The sequence below is a fragment of the Micromonospora matsumotoense genome (assembly GCF_900091525.1).
In the GTDB taxonomy this organism is placed as follows: Bacteria; Actinomycetota; Actinomycetes; order Mycobacteriales; family Micromonosporaceae; genus Micromonospora; species Micromonospora matsumotoensis.
The window spans coordinates 856,761-870,808 of record NZ_FMCU01000001.1 but is presented as its reverse complement, the minus strand read 5'-3'; the positions used below and the strand labels follow the sequence as shown (position 1 = coordinate 870,808).

The 14,048-nt window shown below is 72.5% G+C and carries 11 protein-coding genes and 2 rRNA genes; 7 read left to right on the top strand and 6 right to left on the bottom strand.

What is annotated here, in order from left to right; genetic code table 11:
• Positions 1-103, top strand: a 23S ribosomal RNA gene (locus GA0070216_RS03780); the annotation flags it as partial.
• A gap of 96 nt (positions 104-199) precedes the next feature.
• Positions 200-316: ribosomal RNA gene (rrf, locus tag GA0070216_RS03775) — 5S ribosomal RNA — on the top strand.
• A 254-nt stretch (positions 317-570) separates the two neighbouring features.
• On the opposite strand, the gene GA0070216_RS03770 is transcribed toward rrf, so the two are convergent.
• The gene (locus GA0070216_RS03770) at positions 571-1,254 is read right to left on the bottom strand and encodes a hypothetical protein (RefSeq protein WP_091238695.1); all 684 of its coding nucleotides are present in this window, start codon (positions 1,252-1,254) and stop codon (positions 571-573) included.
• A 70-nt stretch (positions 1,255-1,324) separates the two neighbouring features.
• Between GA0070216_RS03770 and GA0070216_RS03765 the strand changes: the two genes are divergently transcribed.
• From GA0070216_RS03765 to GA0070216_RS03755, 3 genes are all read left to right on the top strand, one after another.
• On the top strand, positions 1,325-3,943 hold the full coding sequence (locus GA0070216_RS03765; protein ID WP_091238691.1) for a valine--tRNA ligase: 2,619 nt from the start codon (positions 1,325-1,327) through the stop codon (positions 3,941-3,943).
• Between the two features lie 92 nt (positions 3,944-4,035).
• Entirely contained in the window at positions 4,036-5,307 is a 1,272-nt protein-coding gene (locus GA0070216_RS03760; RefSeq protein WP_091239027.1) for a bifunctional folylpolyglutamate synthase/dihydrofolate synthase, read from the top strand.
• A complete protein-coding gene (locus GA0070216_RS03755) occupies positions 5,304-5,771 on the top strand; it encodes a DUF4233 domain-containing protein (RefSeq protein ID WP_091238688.1) in 468 nt (155 codons plus the stop codon). Before GA0070216_RS03760 ends, GA0070216_RS03755 begins: the two co-directional genes overlap by 4 nt.
• A 6-nt stretch (positions 5,772-5,777) precedes the next feature.
• On the opposite strand, the gene GA0070216_RS03750 is transcribed toward GA0070216_RS03755, so the two are convergent.
• Positions 5,778-7,127, bottom strand: coding sequence for a VOC family protein (locus GA0070216_RS03750; protein ID WP_091238684.1), 1,350 nt, complete (start codon positions 7,125-7,127; stop codon positions 5,778-5,780).
• Positions 7,128-7,268: 141 nt separating this feature from the next.
• Between GA0070216_RS03750 and ndk the strand changes: the two genes are divergently transcribed.
• Positions 7,269-7,694: a nucleoside-diphosphate kinase gene (gene ndk / locus GA0070216_RS03745; RefSeq protein ID WP_091238681.1), complete on the top strand. Its 426-nt coding sequence runs from the start codon at positions 7,269-7,271 to the stop codon at positions 7,692-7,694.
• Between the two features lie 64 nt (positions 7,695-7,758).
• Here ndk and GA0070216_RS03740 read toward each other — a convergent pair whose 3' ends face one another.
• Positions 7,759-10,203: a glycogen debranching N-terminal domain-containing protein gene (locus GA0070216_RS03740; protein ID WP_091238678.1), complete on the bottom strand. Its 2,445-nt coding sequence runs from the start codon at positions 10,201-10,203 to the stop codon at positions 7,759-7,761.
• A gap of 141 nt (positions 10,204-10,344) precedes the next feature.
• Here GA0070216_RS03740 and GA0070216_RS03735 point away from each other — a divergent pair, with 141 nt between their 5' ends.
• On the top strand, positions 10,345-11,127 hold the full coding sequence (locus GA0070216_RS03735) for an alpha/beta fold hydrolase (RefSeq protein ID WP_176738800.1): 783 nt from the start codon (positions 10,345-10,347) through the stop codon (positions 11,125-11,127).
• 50 nt (positions 11,128-11,177) lie between these two features.
• Here GA0070216_RS03735 and GA0070216_RS03730 read toward each other — a convergent pair whose 3' ends face one another.
• Genes GA0070216_RS03730 through GA0070216_RS03720 form a run of 3 tightly spaced genes read right to left on the bottom strand, consistent with a single transcriptional unit; the run spans position 11,178 to position 13,792 of the window.
• Complete coding sequence (locus GA0070216_RS03730) at positions 11,178-11,966, bottom strand: ABC transporter permease (protein WP_091238671.1); 789 nt, start codon at positions 11,964-11,966, stop codon at positions 11,178-11,180.
• A gap of 48 nt (positions 11,967-12,014) precedes the next feature.
• A complete protein-coding gene (locus GA0070216_RS03725; RefSeq protein ID WP_245722271.1) occupies positions 12,015-12,785 on the bottom strand; it encodes an ABC transporter permease in 771 nt (256 codons plus the stop codon).
• Positions 12,782-13,792 carry an ABC transporter ATP-binding protein gene (locus GA0070216_RS03720; RefSeq protein ID WP_091238668.1) on the bottom strand — a complete coding sequence of 337 codons (1,011 nt, stop codon included), beginning with the start codon at positions 13,790-13,792 and terminating at the stop codon, positions 12,782-12,784. The genes GA0070216_RS03725 and GA0070216_RS03720 overlap by 4 nt, the downstream gene beginning before the upstream one ends.
• Between the last annotated feature and the right edge of the window lie 256 nt (positions 13,793-14,048).

The following is a 14,048-nucleotide window of genomic DNA, read 5'->3' as shown; positions in this document are numbered from 1 at the left end:
TGGGGGTAAGGCCCCCAGCTAGACGACTGGGTTGATAGGCCGGAAATGTAAGCCCGGTAACGGGTTCAGTTGACCGGTACTAATAGGCCGAGGACTTGACTACAAAGCTGCTACGCGTCCACTGTGCAACTCTGAACGAACCGAACAACCCCCCATACACTTGTGTGGGTGTGTGTGTTGTTTGATATGTTCATAGTGTTACGGCGGTCATGGCGGAGGGGAAACGCCCGGTCACATTCCGAACCCGGAAGCTAAGCCCTCCAGCGCCGATGGTACTGCACTCGGGAGGGTGTGGGAGAGTAGGACACCGCCGGACAACCTTTAGTTGAGGCCGACCCCGTCAGGGGTCGGCCTCAACTGCATTCCAGCTCTGAACCGCATTCCTGGCCGCGGGCCAGCTGGCAGCGATATAAGCGATATAGCGGTGTTGGAACCCCGGGACACCCCTACCTCACCACCATTGCGTGGACCAGCCCCGGCCCCGGGGGCCCCAGGCCCAGCGCGGCGAGCCGGTCGGCCTCCGGCGGGTACGGGCCGTGCGGAGGAGGGGTCGACGGGCGGGCCGGGCTGTCAGCCTCGGGTCTGGACGACGTCGCGGAGCTGGCGGAACAGGCCGGCCGACTCGTCGACGGGGCGGTTGGCGAACATGCCCATCGCCACACTGCCGTGATCCGCCCACCCGCAGATCGCGAAGTCACCCCCGTCGCCGATGGTCTTGCCGCACTTCATCACCCCGCCGTACCTCCCCGCCGGCACCGCACGGACGTCGGTCACCCGGCCGGTCTCGTCGGCCATCAGCCGGAAGAGGCTGTCCAGGTCACGTTCCGGCTGCCAGAGCAGGGTGGTGCCACCGAAGAACAGCACCGCCCGCTTCTCGTCGGCCGGGTCGCGGTAGACCGTACCGATGCTGCGGTCCAGTTCGATGTCGGCGGCGAATCCGCTGCGCAGGTAGTCGGCGGTGCTGCGGGCCCGGTCCGAGTCGTCGCGGGTGAGACCGGCGACCTGGTCGGGCGTGCCGAGGCGGGTGTCCTTCTCCCGGGCGACGCGCCAGCCGGCGGTGCCCAGCGCGGCGGCGCCGGCCAGGCCGACCACGAGGGCGACGGTCAGCGCGATCCGTCGGCGTCGGGACACCCGACCCTGCGCCTGGGTGCTCTGCTCCGGGTCGTGGTTGCTCAACCGGATCGGCTCCTCGGTCAGCTCGACCGGCTCGGGACCCTCGATGAGCTGACGCTCGGTGAGATGTGCGTCGGACATGTTCGCCACCGTACGCGAATGACCGGTGGCGCACGTCGGGTCCGCAGAAGCGCTCCGTAGACTTTCACGGGTGACCGAGAGACTGGATGCCCGACGCCCCGACGCCCCGACCCTTGCCGGCCAGTACCAGCCCGGCGAGGTAGAGCAGCGACGGTATGCGCAGTGGGTAGCCGCCGGCCACTTCCGGGCGTCGGCGCAGAGCGACAAGCCCCCCTTCACGATCGTCATCCCGCCACCGAACGTCACCGGCGTGCTGCACATGGGCCACGCCCTGGACCACACCGTCCAGGACTCCCTGGTGCGCCGCAAGCGGATGCAGGGGTACGAGGCGCTGTGGCTGCCCGGCATGGACCACGCCGGCATCGCCACCCAGAACGTGGTGGAGCGGCAGCTCGCCGGTCAGGGGCTGTCCCGGCACGACCTCGGCCGGGAGAAGTTCGTCGAGCGGGTCTGGCAGTGGAAGGCCGAGTCCGGCGGCGCGATCCTCGGCCAGATGCGCCGGCTCGGCGACTCGGTCGACTGGGACCGGGAACGCTTCACCATGGACGAGGGCCTGTCCCGGGCCGTGCAGACCATGTTCAAGAAGCTCTACGACGACGGGCTGATCTACCGGGCCAACCGGATCATCAACTGGTGCCCGCGCTGCCTGACCGCGCTGTCCGACATCGAGGTGGAGCACACCGACGACGAAGGTGAGCTGGTCTCGGTCCGGTACAGCGACGACGTGGTGGTCGCCACCACCCGGGCCGAGACCATGCTCGGCGACACCGCCGTGGCCGTGCACCCCGACGACGAGCGGTACCGGCACCTGATCGGCACCGCGGTGGAGGTGCCGCTGACCGGCCGGCACATCCCGATCGTCGCCGACGAGCACGTCGACCCGGCGTTCGGCACCGGCATGGTCAAGGTGACCCCGGCGCACGACCCGAACGACTTCGAGATCGGCCAGCGGCACGACCTGCCCGCCCTGACGATCATGGATGAGCGGGGCGTCATCACCGCGCCCGGCCCGTTCCAGGGCCTGGACCGGTACGAGGCCCGCCCGGCGATCGTCGCCGCGCTGCGCGAGCAGGGCCGGATCGTGGCCGAGAAGCGGCCGTACCTGCACGCGGTGGGGCACTGCTCCCGGTGTCGTACCACCGTCGAGCCCCGGCTGTCGTTGCAGTGGTTCGTCAACACCACCCCGCTGGCCAAGGCGGCCGGCGACGCGGTGCGCGACGGCCGGGTGAAGATCGAGCCGGCCGAGCTGGCCAAGCGCTACTTCGCCTGGGTCGACAACATGCACGACTGGTGCATCTCCCGGCAGCTCTGGTGGGGCCACCGCATCCCGGTCTGGTACGGCCCGGCGGGCGAGATCGTCTGCGTCGGCCCGGACGAGACGCCGCCCACCGGCGAGGGCTGGCGGCAGGACGAGGACGTCCTGGACACCTGGTTCTCCAGCGGCCTGTGGCCGTTCTCCACCCTCGGCTGGCCGGAGCAGACCCCGGACCTGGCGAAGTTCTACCCGACGAACGTGCTGGTCACCGGCTACGACATCCTGTTCTTCTGGGTCGCCCGGATGATGATGTTCGGCCTGTACGCGATGGACGGCCGGCAGCCGTTCGACACGGTCGCCCTGCACGGCATGGTCCGCGACCAGCACGGTAAGAAGATGTCGAAGTCGTTCGGCAACGTGGTCGACCCGCTGGACTGGGTCGACCGGTACGGCGCCGACGCGACCCGGTTCACCCTGGCCCGGGGGGCGAACCCCGGCGGGGACGTGCCGGTCAGCGAGGAGTGGTGCCAGGGCTCCCGTAACTTCTGCAACAAGCTCTGGAACGCCACCCGGTTCGCGCTGCTCAACGGCGCGCACACCACCGGCCCGCTGCCGGCCGCCGACCAGCTCTCCACCGTCGACCGGTGGATCCTGTCCCGGCTGGCGCACGTCACCGCCGAGGTCGACGAGCAGTTCGAGGCGTACGAGTTCGCGAAGGTGTGCGACCTGCTCTACCACTTCGCCTGGGACGACGTCTGCGACTGGTACGTGGAGCTGGGCAAGCCGGTGCTCGCCGAGGGTGGGCCGGCCGCCGACGCCACCCGCCGGGTGCTCGGACACGTGCTGGACCAGTTGCTGCGGCTGCTGCACCCGGTGATCCCGTTCGTCACCGAGGAGCTGTGGACCGCGCTGACCGGTGGCGAGACGGTCATGACGGCGGCCTGGCCGGTGGCCGACCGTACGCTGATGGACGACGCCGCGGAACGCGAGGTCGGCACCGTCCAGCGGGTGGTGACCGAGATCCGGCGGTTCCGTTCCGACCAGGGCCTGCGGCCGACCCAGCGGGTGGCCGCCCGGCTGGACGGGCTCGGCGGGGCGGGCATCGCCGCGCACGAGCCGCTGATCCGTTCGCTGGTCCGGCTGGACGCCCCGGCCGACGACTTCCAGGCCAGCGCCACCCTTGCCATGCCCGGTGAGGTCAGCGTGGAGTTGGACACCCGGGGGTCGATCGACGTGGCCGCCGAGCGGGCCCGGCTCACCAAGGACCGGGCGACGGCCGAGAAGGAGGTCGCGCAGGCCCGCGCGAAGCTGGACAACCCGGCGTTCGTCGGGAAGGCGCCCGAGCCGGTGGTTGCCAAGATCCGTGACCGGCTGGCGGTGGCCGAGGCCGACCTGATCCGCATCGACGCCGCTCTGGAGGCGCTTCCCTCGTGACCGACCGCACCGATCAGACCAGCCGGCCCGGGGCCGGGCGCGGCGAGTTCGCCGCCGTCGACGCCGAGCTGGCCGCGCGCGGGTTCACCCGGATGCACTTCGAGCTGGACCGCATCGAGATGCTGCTCGACCTGCTGGGCAGCCCGCAGCGGGCGTATCCGTCGATCCATCTCACCGGGACCAACGGCAAGACGTCCACGGCCCGGATGATCGACTCGTTGCTGCGGGCCTTCGGCCTGCACACCGGCCGCTACACCAGCCCGCACCTGGAGACCGTCCGGGAACGGATCAGCCTGGACGGGGAAGCGGTCGACAAGGACCGCTTCGTCGCCATGTACCGCGAGGTGAAGCCGCTGGCCGACCTGGTCGACCAGCGGTCGGCCGAGCCGCTGACCTACTTCGACCTGACCACCGCGCTGGCGTTCGCCACGTTTGCCGACGCGCCGGTCGACGTGGCGGTGGTGGAGGTGGGGTTGGGCGGCGCCGAGGACGCCACCAACGTGCTCCAGGCCGGGGTGGCCGTGCTCACCCCGATCGGGCTGGACCACACCGAATGGCTGGGCGACACCCTGGAGGACATCGCCCTGCACAAGGCCGGCATCATCCACTCCGGCGCGACGGTCATCGCCGCCGCGCAGGAGGAGGAGGCTGCCCGGCCGATCCTGGAACGGTGCGCCGAGGTCGGCGCGACCGTCGCCCGGGAGGGCGCGGAGTTCGGGGTGCTGCGCCGGGCGGTCGCCGTCGGTGGTCAGGTGCTGACCCTCCAGGGCCTCGGCGGCGTGTACGACGAGGTGTTCCTCCCGCTGCACGGGGCGCACCAGGCGCAGAACGCGGCGGTGGCGCTCGCCGCCGTCGAGGCGTTCCTCGGGGCCGGGGCGAAGCGGCAACTGGACATCGAGGCGGTCCGGGAGGGCTTCGCCTCGACCAGTTCCCCGGGCCGGCTGGAGAAGGTCCGCAACGCCCCGACGGTGCTGCTGGACGGGGCGCACAACCCGCACGGAATGGCCGCCACGGTCACCGCACTCCAGGAGGAGTTCGCGTTCAGCAAGCTGGTCGGGGTGCTCGCCGTACTCGGCGACAAGGACGCCGCCGGCCTGCTGGAGCTGCTGGAGCCGGTGCTCGACTCGCTCGTCGTGACCCGGAACAGCTCGCCCCGGGCGATGGCCGCCGACGAGTTGGCCGAGCTGGCCCGGGAGGTCTTCGGCCCGGACCGGGTGCAGGTGGCCGACGAGATGCCGGACGCCATCGAGGCTGCCGTCGCCGAGGCCGAGTACGACGTTCCCGGTGAGTTGTCCGGGGTGGGGGTGCTGGTCACCGGGTCGGTGGTGACGGTGGCCGACGCCCGACGGCTGCTCAAGCGATGACCGGGCCCACCCCGGACCGCCCGGGCCCGGTCAGCCCCGCCGACCGCCCGGACCCGACCCACACCACCCCGCCCGGGGACGCCGGACCGGCGGGGGACGCGGGACCGGCGGGGGCGCCGACCGGGCGGCGCTCCGGGTTGCGTAACCCCGAGGCGGCCGTCCGGGGTCTCGGTGCCGGGACGCTCGGACTGGAGGCGCTGGTCCTGCTGCTCGCCATCCAACCGATCCGGGTGGTCGGTGGGCACTTCGGCGGGGCGGCGATCGCGGCCACCGTGGCGCTGGCCGTGGCGGCGGTGCTGCTGGCCGGCCTGATGCGCCGCCGGTGGGCCTGGTCGGCGGGCACCGTGCTCCAGGGGCTGCTGCTGCTCGCCGGCCTGCTGCACTGGTCGCTGTTCGGTCTCGGGGTCATCTTCGCCCTGGTGTGGGCGTACGCGTTGCACGTGCGGCGGGTCATCCTCGGCTGAGCGGGGTCACGCGTCGGCGCGTTCCCGCCACTGGGTCAGCGCGATGCCGTGACCGTCGGGGTCACGGAACGCAGCGGCCCACACCTCCACCCTGGTGCCCCGGTTGACCACCCGGGGCGCGTAGGTGAACCGCAGGCCGGTGTCCTTGAGCCGCCGGTAGGCCGCCTCGATGTCGTCCACCTCCAGGTTGACGTGGACCAGCCGGCGGCTCATCGGTGCCGCCCCGGTCACCTCGCGCAGCACCAGGCGGGTCGCCCCGGAGGCGAGCACCGCGTTGCCGGAGCCCCGGTCGAACTCCTCGAAGCCGAGCACGTCACGGTAGAACTCCAGCGACCGGGACAGGTCGGTGACCAGCAGGGTCAGCCCGACGCCGCTGATCGGGGCGGCCAGTTCCTCCGGCTCGGCGGGCGCGGCCGTCGGGTCGTACCCGAAGATCGCCTCGTCCAGCTCCGGGTCGAGGCGGCCCTCGGTGGCGGCGGGGGCGTCCAGCGGCACGTCGACCGGGTCGAGGATCGGTTCGTCGAACCGCTCCTCGGCGGGCGGGCGGGGGGCGGGCGCGGCCGCGGCCGTGGCCCGACGGGGCAGCTGGCCGGTCGACGGCTGCTCGACCACGGTGCCCTCCAGCACCACCGGGCCACCGGGCCGCTGGTGCATCACCACCGGCGTCCGCTCGTCGGTCAGCACCTCGACGTCGTCGCGCAGCGGCTCGGTTCCGACCGGCTCCGGGTGCTGCTCCCCCCGCGGGGGGTCGGCCCGCAGGGGGTCGGCGGACGGCGGGTCGCGCAGGTCGTCCCGGAACTCGTCGCGGAAGTCGTCGTCGGCCGTCCGGCCGGCCCACGGCGGGGCCTCCTGCTGGATGAGCATGTCGTCGAGCGGCTCGGCGCCGGCATACTCCGGTGGCAGGTCGGCCATGGTCATCGCCGACTCGGTGTGGGTCGGCACCTCGTCCCAGAGGACCCGGATGTGCCGCTGGTCGTCCAGGGCCACCCGGATCGGCAGGGTCTGCCCCAGCGACGGCCACTTCGCCACCGGCACCCGGGGCTCGATGAGCTTCTTGGACCGGGGCGGCAGGCCCGGCGCGTCGATCACCAGTTGGAGTTCGCAGCGGCCGAAGGCGTACTGGGTCGGTGGTTCGGAGGCGCTGTGCACGTGGCCGACCCCGACCACCCAGGTACGCCCGCCGCCGCGCACGGTGCCCAGGGCCACGGCGAGCACCACCAGGGCCACGCCCAGCGCGACGATGGCCCAGCTGGTCATGCCCAGCCCGAACAGGACGACGAAGGTGGCCACGGTGCCGAGCACCGCAGCGATCAGCTTGCGTACCGGCGCGATGGTGCGGTTCCCGCCATTCGCCACAGTGGACCTCCCAGGGGTCAGAGCCAGGCTAGGCCCGACGGCGACTGAGGGAAAGAGCAGCCGCCGCGCCGGGACCGGTACCGGGTCGCTAGGCTGACCGTACCGAGCCGAACCGCCTTGTGCGCACAGGAGGAACCCAGCGTGTCCAGCAGCATCCCGGATGAGCGCAGCCTCGTACTGATCAAGCCCGACGCGGTGCGCCGTGGCCTGGTCGGCGAGATCATCTCCCGCTTCGAGCGCAAGGGCCTGCGGATCGACGCGCTGGAGATCCGGACCCTGGACGGTGGGTTCGCCGACCAGCACTACGCCGAGCACGTGGACAAGCCGTTCTACCCGCCGCTGAAGACGTTCATGACCAGCGGGCCGCTGGTGTCGCTGGTGCTCTCCGGCGACCAGGTGATCGAGGTGGTCCGCGCGATGATCGGCAGCACCGACGGCCGCAGGGCCGCCGCCGGCACGATCCGTGGTGACCTGTCGCTGTCCAACCGGGAGAACCTGGTGCACGCCTCGGACTCCACCGACAGCGCCAAGCGCGAGATCGCCCTCTGGTTCCCCACCCTGGGCTGATCCGGCGCTGGCGGGGTCACCCGGCGGGTGGCCCCGGCCGTCGCGGGCCGGCGGCCCCGGGCCGCTAGGGCGTGGGGCGGTCGCGGAAGGGGCGGCCCCGGCCGAGGGCGTCGGCATACCCCCAGCGGCCCCTGATGTCGAGCAGTTCGATCTGGCCCAACTCCTCCGGCATCGCGGCGTCGACGGCGAGATGGTCCTCGTACGGTTCGAGTCCGAGCAGCGTGCGCAGCAGCAGCAGGGGCGCCCCGGCCGAGGGCGCGTACGGGCTGTCGGTGAAGCCGTGCGGCACGGGCACGTGGGTGGTGGCCCGGTCGTAGCCGGTGAGGTATGCCGGCAGCCGGCCCTGGAAGTGCCGGGCGGCGTCGAGCAGCCCGGTGGCGATCCGGGCGGCCTGCGCCCGGAAACCGGCCCGGCGCAGCCCCCAGGCGATCAGTGAGTTCTCCCAGGGCCAGACCGCGCCGGTGTGGTGGCCGAGCGGGTTGTAGTCGGCCGCCGTGCTGGCCAGGGTGCGGATGCCCCAGCCGGAGTAGAGCGCCGGGGAGAACAGGTGCGCCACCACCTGCTCGGCGCGGTGGGCGGCGACGATGCCGGTGCAGAGCAACTGGCCCATGTTGGACGTGAGGGAGTCCAGCGGGGTGCCGTCGAGCTGCACCGCCACCGCGTAGTGGCCGTGCTCGGGCAGCCAGAAATCCCGGTCGAACTGTTCCCGCAGCCGGGCGGCGTCGCGTTCCCGTTGGCCGGCCCAGCCCGGATCGCCCCAGAACCGGCGGGCCATCCGGGCAGCCCGTCGGCGGGCCTCGTAGGCGTACCCCTGGATCTCGCAGATCGCCAGCGGGAAGGTGGGCGGGCGGCCGTCGGCGAAGCAGATCGCGTCGGCGGAGTTGCGCCAGCTCTCGTTCTGCGGACCGGTCCGGGTCGGGTGCCGGGTGGACCAGACGTAGCCGCTGCCGGTCGGGTCCGCGTCGGAGTCGAGCCAGCCGATGGCGGCCCGGGCCTCGAACTCGAACCGGCGCACCAGCTCCGCGTCGCCGGTCCAGCGTTCGTACTCGTCGAGCAGGATGACGAACAGGGCGGTGGTGTCGACCGCGCTGAAGTTGGCGGCCTCCGGGGTGTCGTTGAACGCGCCGGAGTCGCCGTACCGGCTCTCCTGGACGATCTTGCCGGGTTGCTCGCCCCGGAACGGGTCCTGCCGGACGCCCTGGCTCAGCGCCAGGATGCGCAGCGTGTTGACCGTCCGTTCGGGCATGAAGGGGAGCGCCTGGAAGCTGCTGACCAGGCTCTCCCGGCCGAGCAGCGCCATCGACCAGGGCAGCCCGGTGGCGGGCAGCGCGGCCTGGAAGTTCAGCCCGGGGTAGTGCAGCGCGGCCAGGTCCCGGATGCCGTACTCGTACGCCTGCTGCAACGGCTTGTGGTCGGTGCGCAGCCGGGGCACCCCGGCGGTCCGGGCGGCGATGTCCCGGCCCCGTTGGTGCTGGCCGCGGCCGACCGAGCTGGTCAGCCGTTCCCGCAGGTCGCGGCGGCGCAGGTCGCGCAGCAGGGCGAGCACCCGCAGCCGGGTGGACCAGGTGCCGTGCGGGACGACGGTGAACGTCCAGGTCAGCCCGTGTTCGTCCAGCTCGGCCGGTGTGCTGGAGGTGATCACCGTCTCGCGGTGCAGGCTGCCCCGCTTGTAGTGCAGCCGGAGCGCGTCATCGGCGATGGTGGCCGTCACCGGCCGGGCCCGATGGAAGCCGTCGCGGACCTCCAGCACCTCGGCGAAGTCCGCGCCCACCTCGAGCCGGACGACGTACCGCACCGGTTCCGGCGCGTAGTTGAACAGGACGATCTCCTCTTCGAACTCCGGCCCCACCCAGCGGTGGCGCAGCACGGACGTGGTGGCGTTGACGTAGTGGGTGGGTTCCCCGGGGACCAGCCCGAACTTGGCCTCGTAGGTGGCGACGTCATCGACGGAGAGCACCGAGAGGCTCTCCGCGTTGACCGTCAGCCGCCAGGTCGACAGGAACCGGGTGTCGAAAGAGAAGAGCCCCAGCGGGGTGGTCGGGGCGCTCAGCACGTCCCCGTTCTGGGCGCTGATCATGAAGATGTTGCCGGAGAAGACGCTGGTGACCTCGTGTAGCCCGATGAAGCTTGGGGCGGTGTGCCGGACCATCTCGGCGGCCGACCCGGCTCCGGTGCTGTCGGCGTCGACCGGCAGCAGCCGCCGGAAGGTGAACAGCAGTGCCAGGTCGCCGGCGACCGAGACGTCACCGCGCAGCAGCATCGCCACCAGGTTGTCCCGGCCGGCCAGCAGCCGGGCGAACGCCTCCGGTCGGACCTCCACCGTGCAGTCGGGGTCGTCCCCGGTCCGGCTGACCTGGCTGTGCCCGTCGGCGAGCTGAACGAACCAGACGGCGGTCTCGCCGTCCTCGACGCTGACCTCGAAGCGGAGCAGCCCGATGGGAGCGGCGGGCAACCGCCCCCGGCCGTTCGCGGCCAGGTCGGCGAAGAACTCCGCGATCCGCCCGTCCACCGCCCGCTCCCGTCCCCGCTGGCACGCCCACGAAAAGGTCTAGGTGTGCCAAAAGGAACAATACGCCGCGCCGGGTCCGGGCGGGCGCGCTTAAGTGGAAGAACGCCACTACGCTGCGCAAACGCCGGGGGGGACTCGATGATGGACAGGCAGACGGCCGCCGGGATGCGGTACTGGACGTACGGGCACGGTCGGCGTGACACCTTCCTGCTGGTGCACGGCTGGTGCTGCGACCACGATTTCATGGCACCCCTGGCCCGGCACCTGGCCGACCGGCAGGCCCGGGTGATCGCCGTCGACATGCCCGGCCACGGGGCCAGCCCACCCCCGGCCGACGGCTACGGCGTGACCGAGATGGCCGGCCACCTGCGGGCCTTCGCCCACGCGCTCGACCTGCGCCGGGTCTTCGTGATCGGGCACAGCCTGGGTGGTGTCTGGTCACTGGTGGCCGCCGCCGGCGACCGGGACCGGTTCACCGGGTTGGGGCTGCTCGACTCCGCGGTGGCCGGCCCGCCCGGCGCCGCCGCCGCGATCGCCCAGGTGGCGGCCTCGCTGCGGGACGACACCTCGGGTGCGGTCCGGGAGTCGATCGTCCGGTCGTACTTCCCGCCGTACTCCGACCCGCGCCTGGTGGAGCGGGTGGTGGCGGCCACCGCCCGACCCTCGACCGAGGTGGCGTACGCGCCGATCGCCGGGCTGGCCGAGTGGAGCGCCGCCGAGGGGGACGTGGCGGCCCTGCACCGCTGGGACCGCCCGCTGATCTTCGTGGGCAGCAACGCCCCGTTCGCCGACTACGCCCGGCTGGCCGAACTCGCGCCGCAGGCGTTCATCGGACAGACCGTGGGCTCCGGGCACTTCGTCCAGCTCCAGGTGCCGGCCCAGGTCGACGCGATGCTCGACCGCTATCTGGAAGTCACCGGCTGAGCCGTGACCCCGTGGATGGGCCGGTGGGCGGGACCCGCCGGCCCACCGGTTCAGAGGGTGTCCAGCGAGGCGCGGCGACGGGACTCCGCCTCGAACACCGTCAACAGCCCGGCCGCCAGCACGGCGTAGCCGACCCCGACGGCCAGCTCGACGCCGATCGCCGGCAGGGCGTCGCCCAGGGTGGCCCCGCCGGCCAGCCGCCGGGCCGCGTCGGCGGCATGGGTGATCGGGAGCACCGCGCCGACCGCGCGGATGCCGGCCGGCAGGCTGTCGGCCGGCACGTTCACCCCGGTGAACAACAGCAGCAGCGCCACCGCCACGTTCGAGATCAGGAAGACGTCCCGGAAGCGCAGCCCCAACGCGCCCAGGGTCAGCCCGAAGAACCCGCAGGTGAGCGAGGCCGCCGCCAGCGCCAGCAGCAGGCCGGGCAGGGCGGTGGCCGGAATCCTCAGACCGAGCAGGAGCGCGGCCACGGTGAGCGTGCTCGCCGCGATCAGCAGGCCGTTGCCGGCGTACGGCAGCACCCGGCCGAGGAAGATGGCGGTGCGGCTGCGCGGGGAGAGCAGCACGTGCCCGAGGGTGCCGAAGCGCCGCTCGTTGGCCACCGCCATGGTGCCGCCGTAGACGCAGGCCAGTGCGGCGGTGAGCACCGCGTTGCCGACGATGTAGAACCGGTCGTCGGCGACCCCGAACTCCCGCCCCAGGTAGGCGAAGAAGAAGAGCTGGAACAGTGGGCCCACCAGCAGGGTGCCCACGAAGATCGACGGGGTGGTCCAGTTGAACAGGGCCCGGTAGGCGATCACCCCACCCACGCCGACCAGCCGGAACAGCGCGCTCATCGGGGACCTCCGTCGACCGGTCGGGATCGGACGTGCACCGGTGCCCCCTCAGGCCAGGGCCAGGGTCGCGGCGACCCGGGCCCGGCGCTCGACGTACGTCATCAACACCCAGCCGACGGCCAGGCACGCCAGGCTGATCGCCAGGCAGCCGCCGAGCGCCGGCCAGACCGGCCCGCCGGCGGCGGCCTCGTGCACCGCGCGGGCCCCCCAGGTGGTCGGGAGCACCGCGGCGACCGGCCCGGTCCAGCCGGGCAGCGCGGTGACCGGCACGAGCATCCCGGAGACCAGCCAGATCGGGTACTCCAGCATGTTGGCCAGGGCGTTGGCGTGCCGCAGCAGCACGAAGCTGGACGCCAGCAGCAGCCCGAACATGCCCAGCCCGGCGATGCAGCCGGCGACGGCCACCGGAAACGCCACCGGGTGGGCGAAGTCGAGCGGGATGCCGTAGAGCAACCGTCCCCAGGCCAGGGTGGCGAGCATCGCGTACGTGCCGGTGATGCCGGTGGCCAGGGTGACCGGCAGCAGCACCAGCGCCGGCGACCGGGGCGCCAACATGATCATCTCCAGGGTGCCCTGCCAACGCTGGGACTGGATCGCCCCGCCGGAGCCGAACAACACCGTCGACCAGACCCCCATCAGGCCCGCGCCCACCGCCGCCTCCAGCAACCGGTCCGGCTCGCCGCCGGCCCGGAACAGATAGACCGCCAGGGTCGCCTGCACCACCGGGACGAACAGCGCGATGGCGATCTCGAAGGGGGAGCGGCTGAGCTGCTTGACGTGCAGCAGCGCGCCGACCGCGATCATCCGCAGGGTGCTCACGCCGGCACCCCACCGACCAGCGGCGTCGGCTCCGCCGCCCGGTTGACGATCGCCACGTACGCGTCCTCCAGGGTGGGCTGCCGGGCGGTCACCCGGCCCAGCCGCACCCCGCTCAGCTCCCGCAGCACGTCGGCCTGCACGTCCACCCCCGCGTCGGACTGCACCCCGAGCAGCTGCGCCGCACCGTGCACCGCCAGGCTCACCTCGCGTACGCCGGGCCGGGCCCGGATGGCGGCCAGCTGCCCGTCGGTCACCCCGTACGCCTGCACCTCCAGCACCCGCCGGCCGTCGGCGTGGTGGCGCAGCTCGGCGGGGGTGCCCAGCGCCTGGAGCCGGCCGCCCGCGATCACCGCGATCCGGCCGCACAACTCGTCGGCCTCGGCCATGTAGTGCGTGGTCAGCAGCACGGTGGTGCCGGTGGCGGCCAGTTCGGCGACGGTCTGCCGCAGCTCCCGGGCGGCCACCGGGTCGACCCCGATCGACGGCTCGTCGAGAAACAGCACCCGGGGCCGGTGCAGCAGCCCCCGGGCGATGTGCAGCCGCTGCCGCATGCCCCGGGAGTAGCTCTCGACCCGGTCGTCCTCCCGGCCGGTCAGCCGGACCAGCGCGAACAACTCGGCGATCCGGCGCTTCTGCTCCCGGCCCGGTACGCCGTACAACTCGGCGAAGTAGCGCAGGTTGTCCCGGGCGGAGAGCCGATCGTAGAGACCCCGGTCGCCGCCGAAGACGTACCCGATCCGGCGGCGCACCTCCCGGGTCTGCCGGACCACGTCGAAGCCGCAGATCCGGGCCTCGCCCCCGGTCGGGATGAGCAGGGTGTTGAGCAGCTTGATGGTGGTGGTCTTGCCGGCGCCGTTCGGGCCGAGCAGGCCGAACAGTTCACCGTGGCGCACCGCGAGGTCGACCCCGGCGACGGCGTGCACCTCCCGGCGCTGTGGTCGTAACCAGCCGGTCCGGCTGCGGTAGCTGCGGTGCAGCCCCACCGCCTCGATCGCGTGTTCACCCATGGCCGCGAATCTATGGGCCGACCAGGGGCGCCCGCACCCCCGTTACCGCGGCGGCGGGCCGGGCCCCGCCTGCTCGGGCCCGGCGTAACTCGGCGGCGGGCGCTGCCGCCGGTCGAGTACCCTGACCGGTACAGGCGACGATCCGGCCATCACCGGTGAGCCTCCGGAAGAAAGGGCCCTCGGGCCCGACTAGAACCGGACGGGGCGGCCCGTCACAGCCGACCAACGAGCGGGCGGTCGATCCTGACCGCCAAGC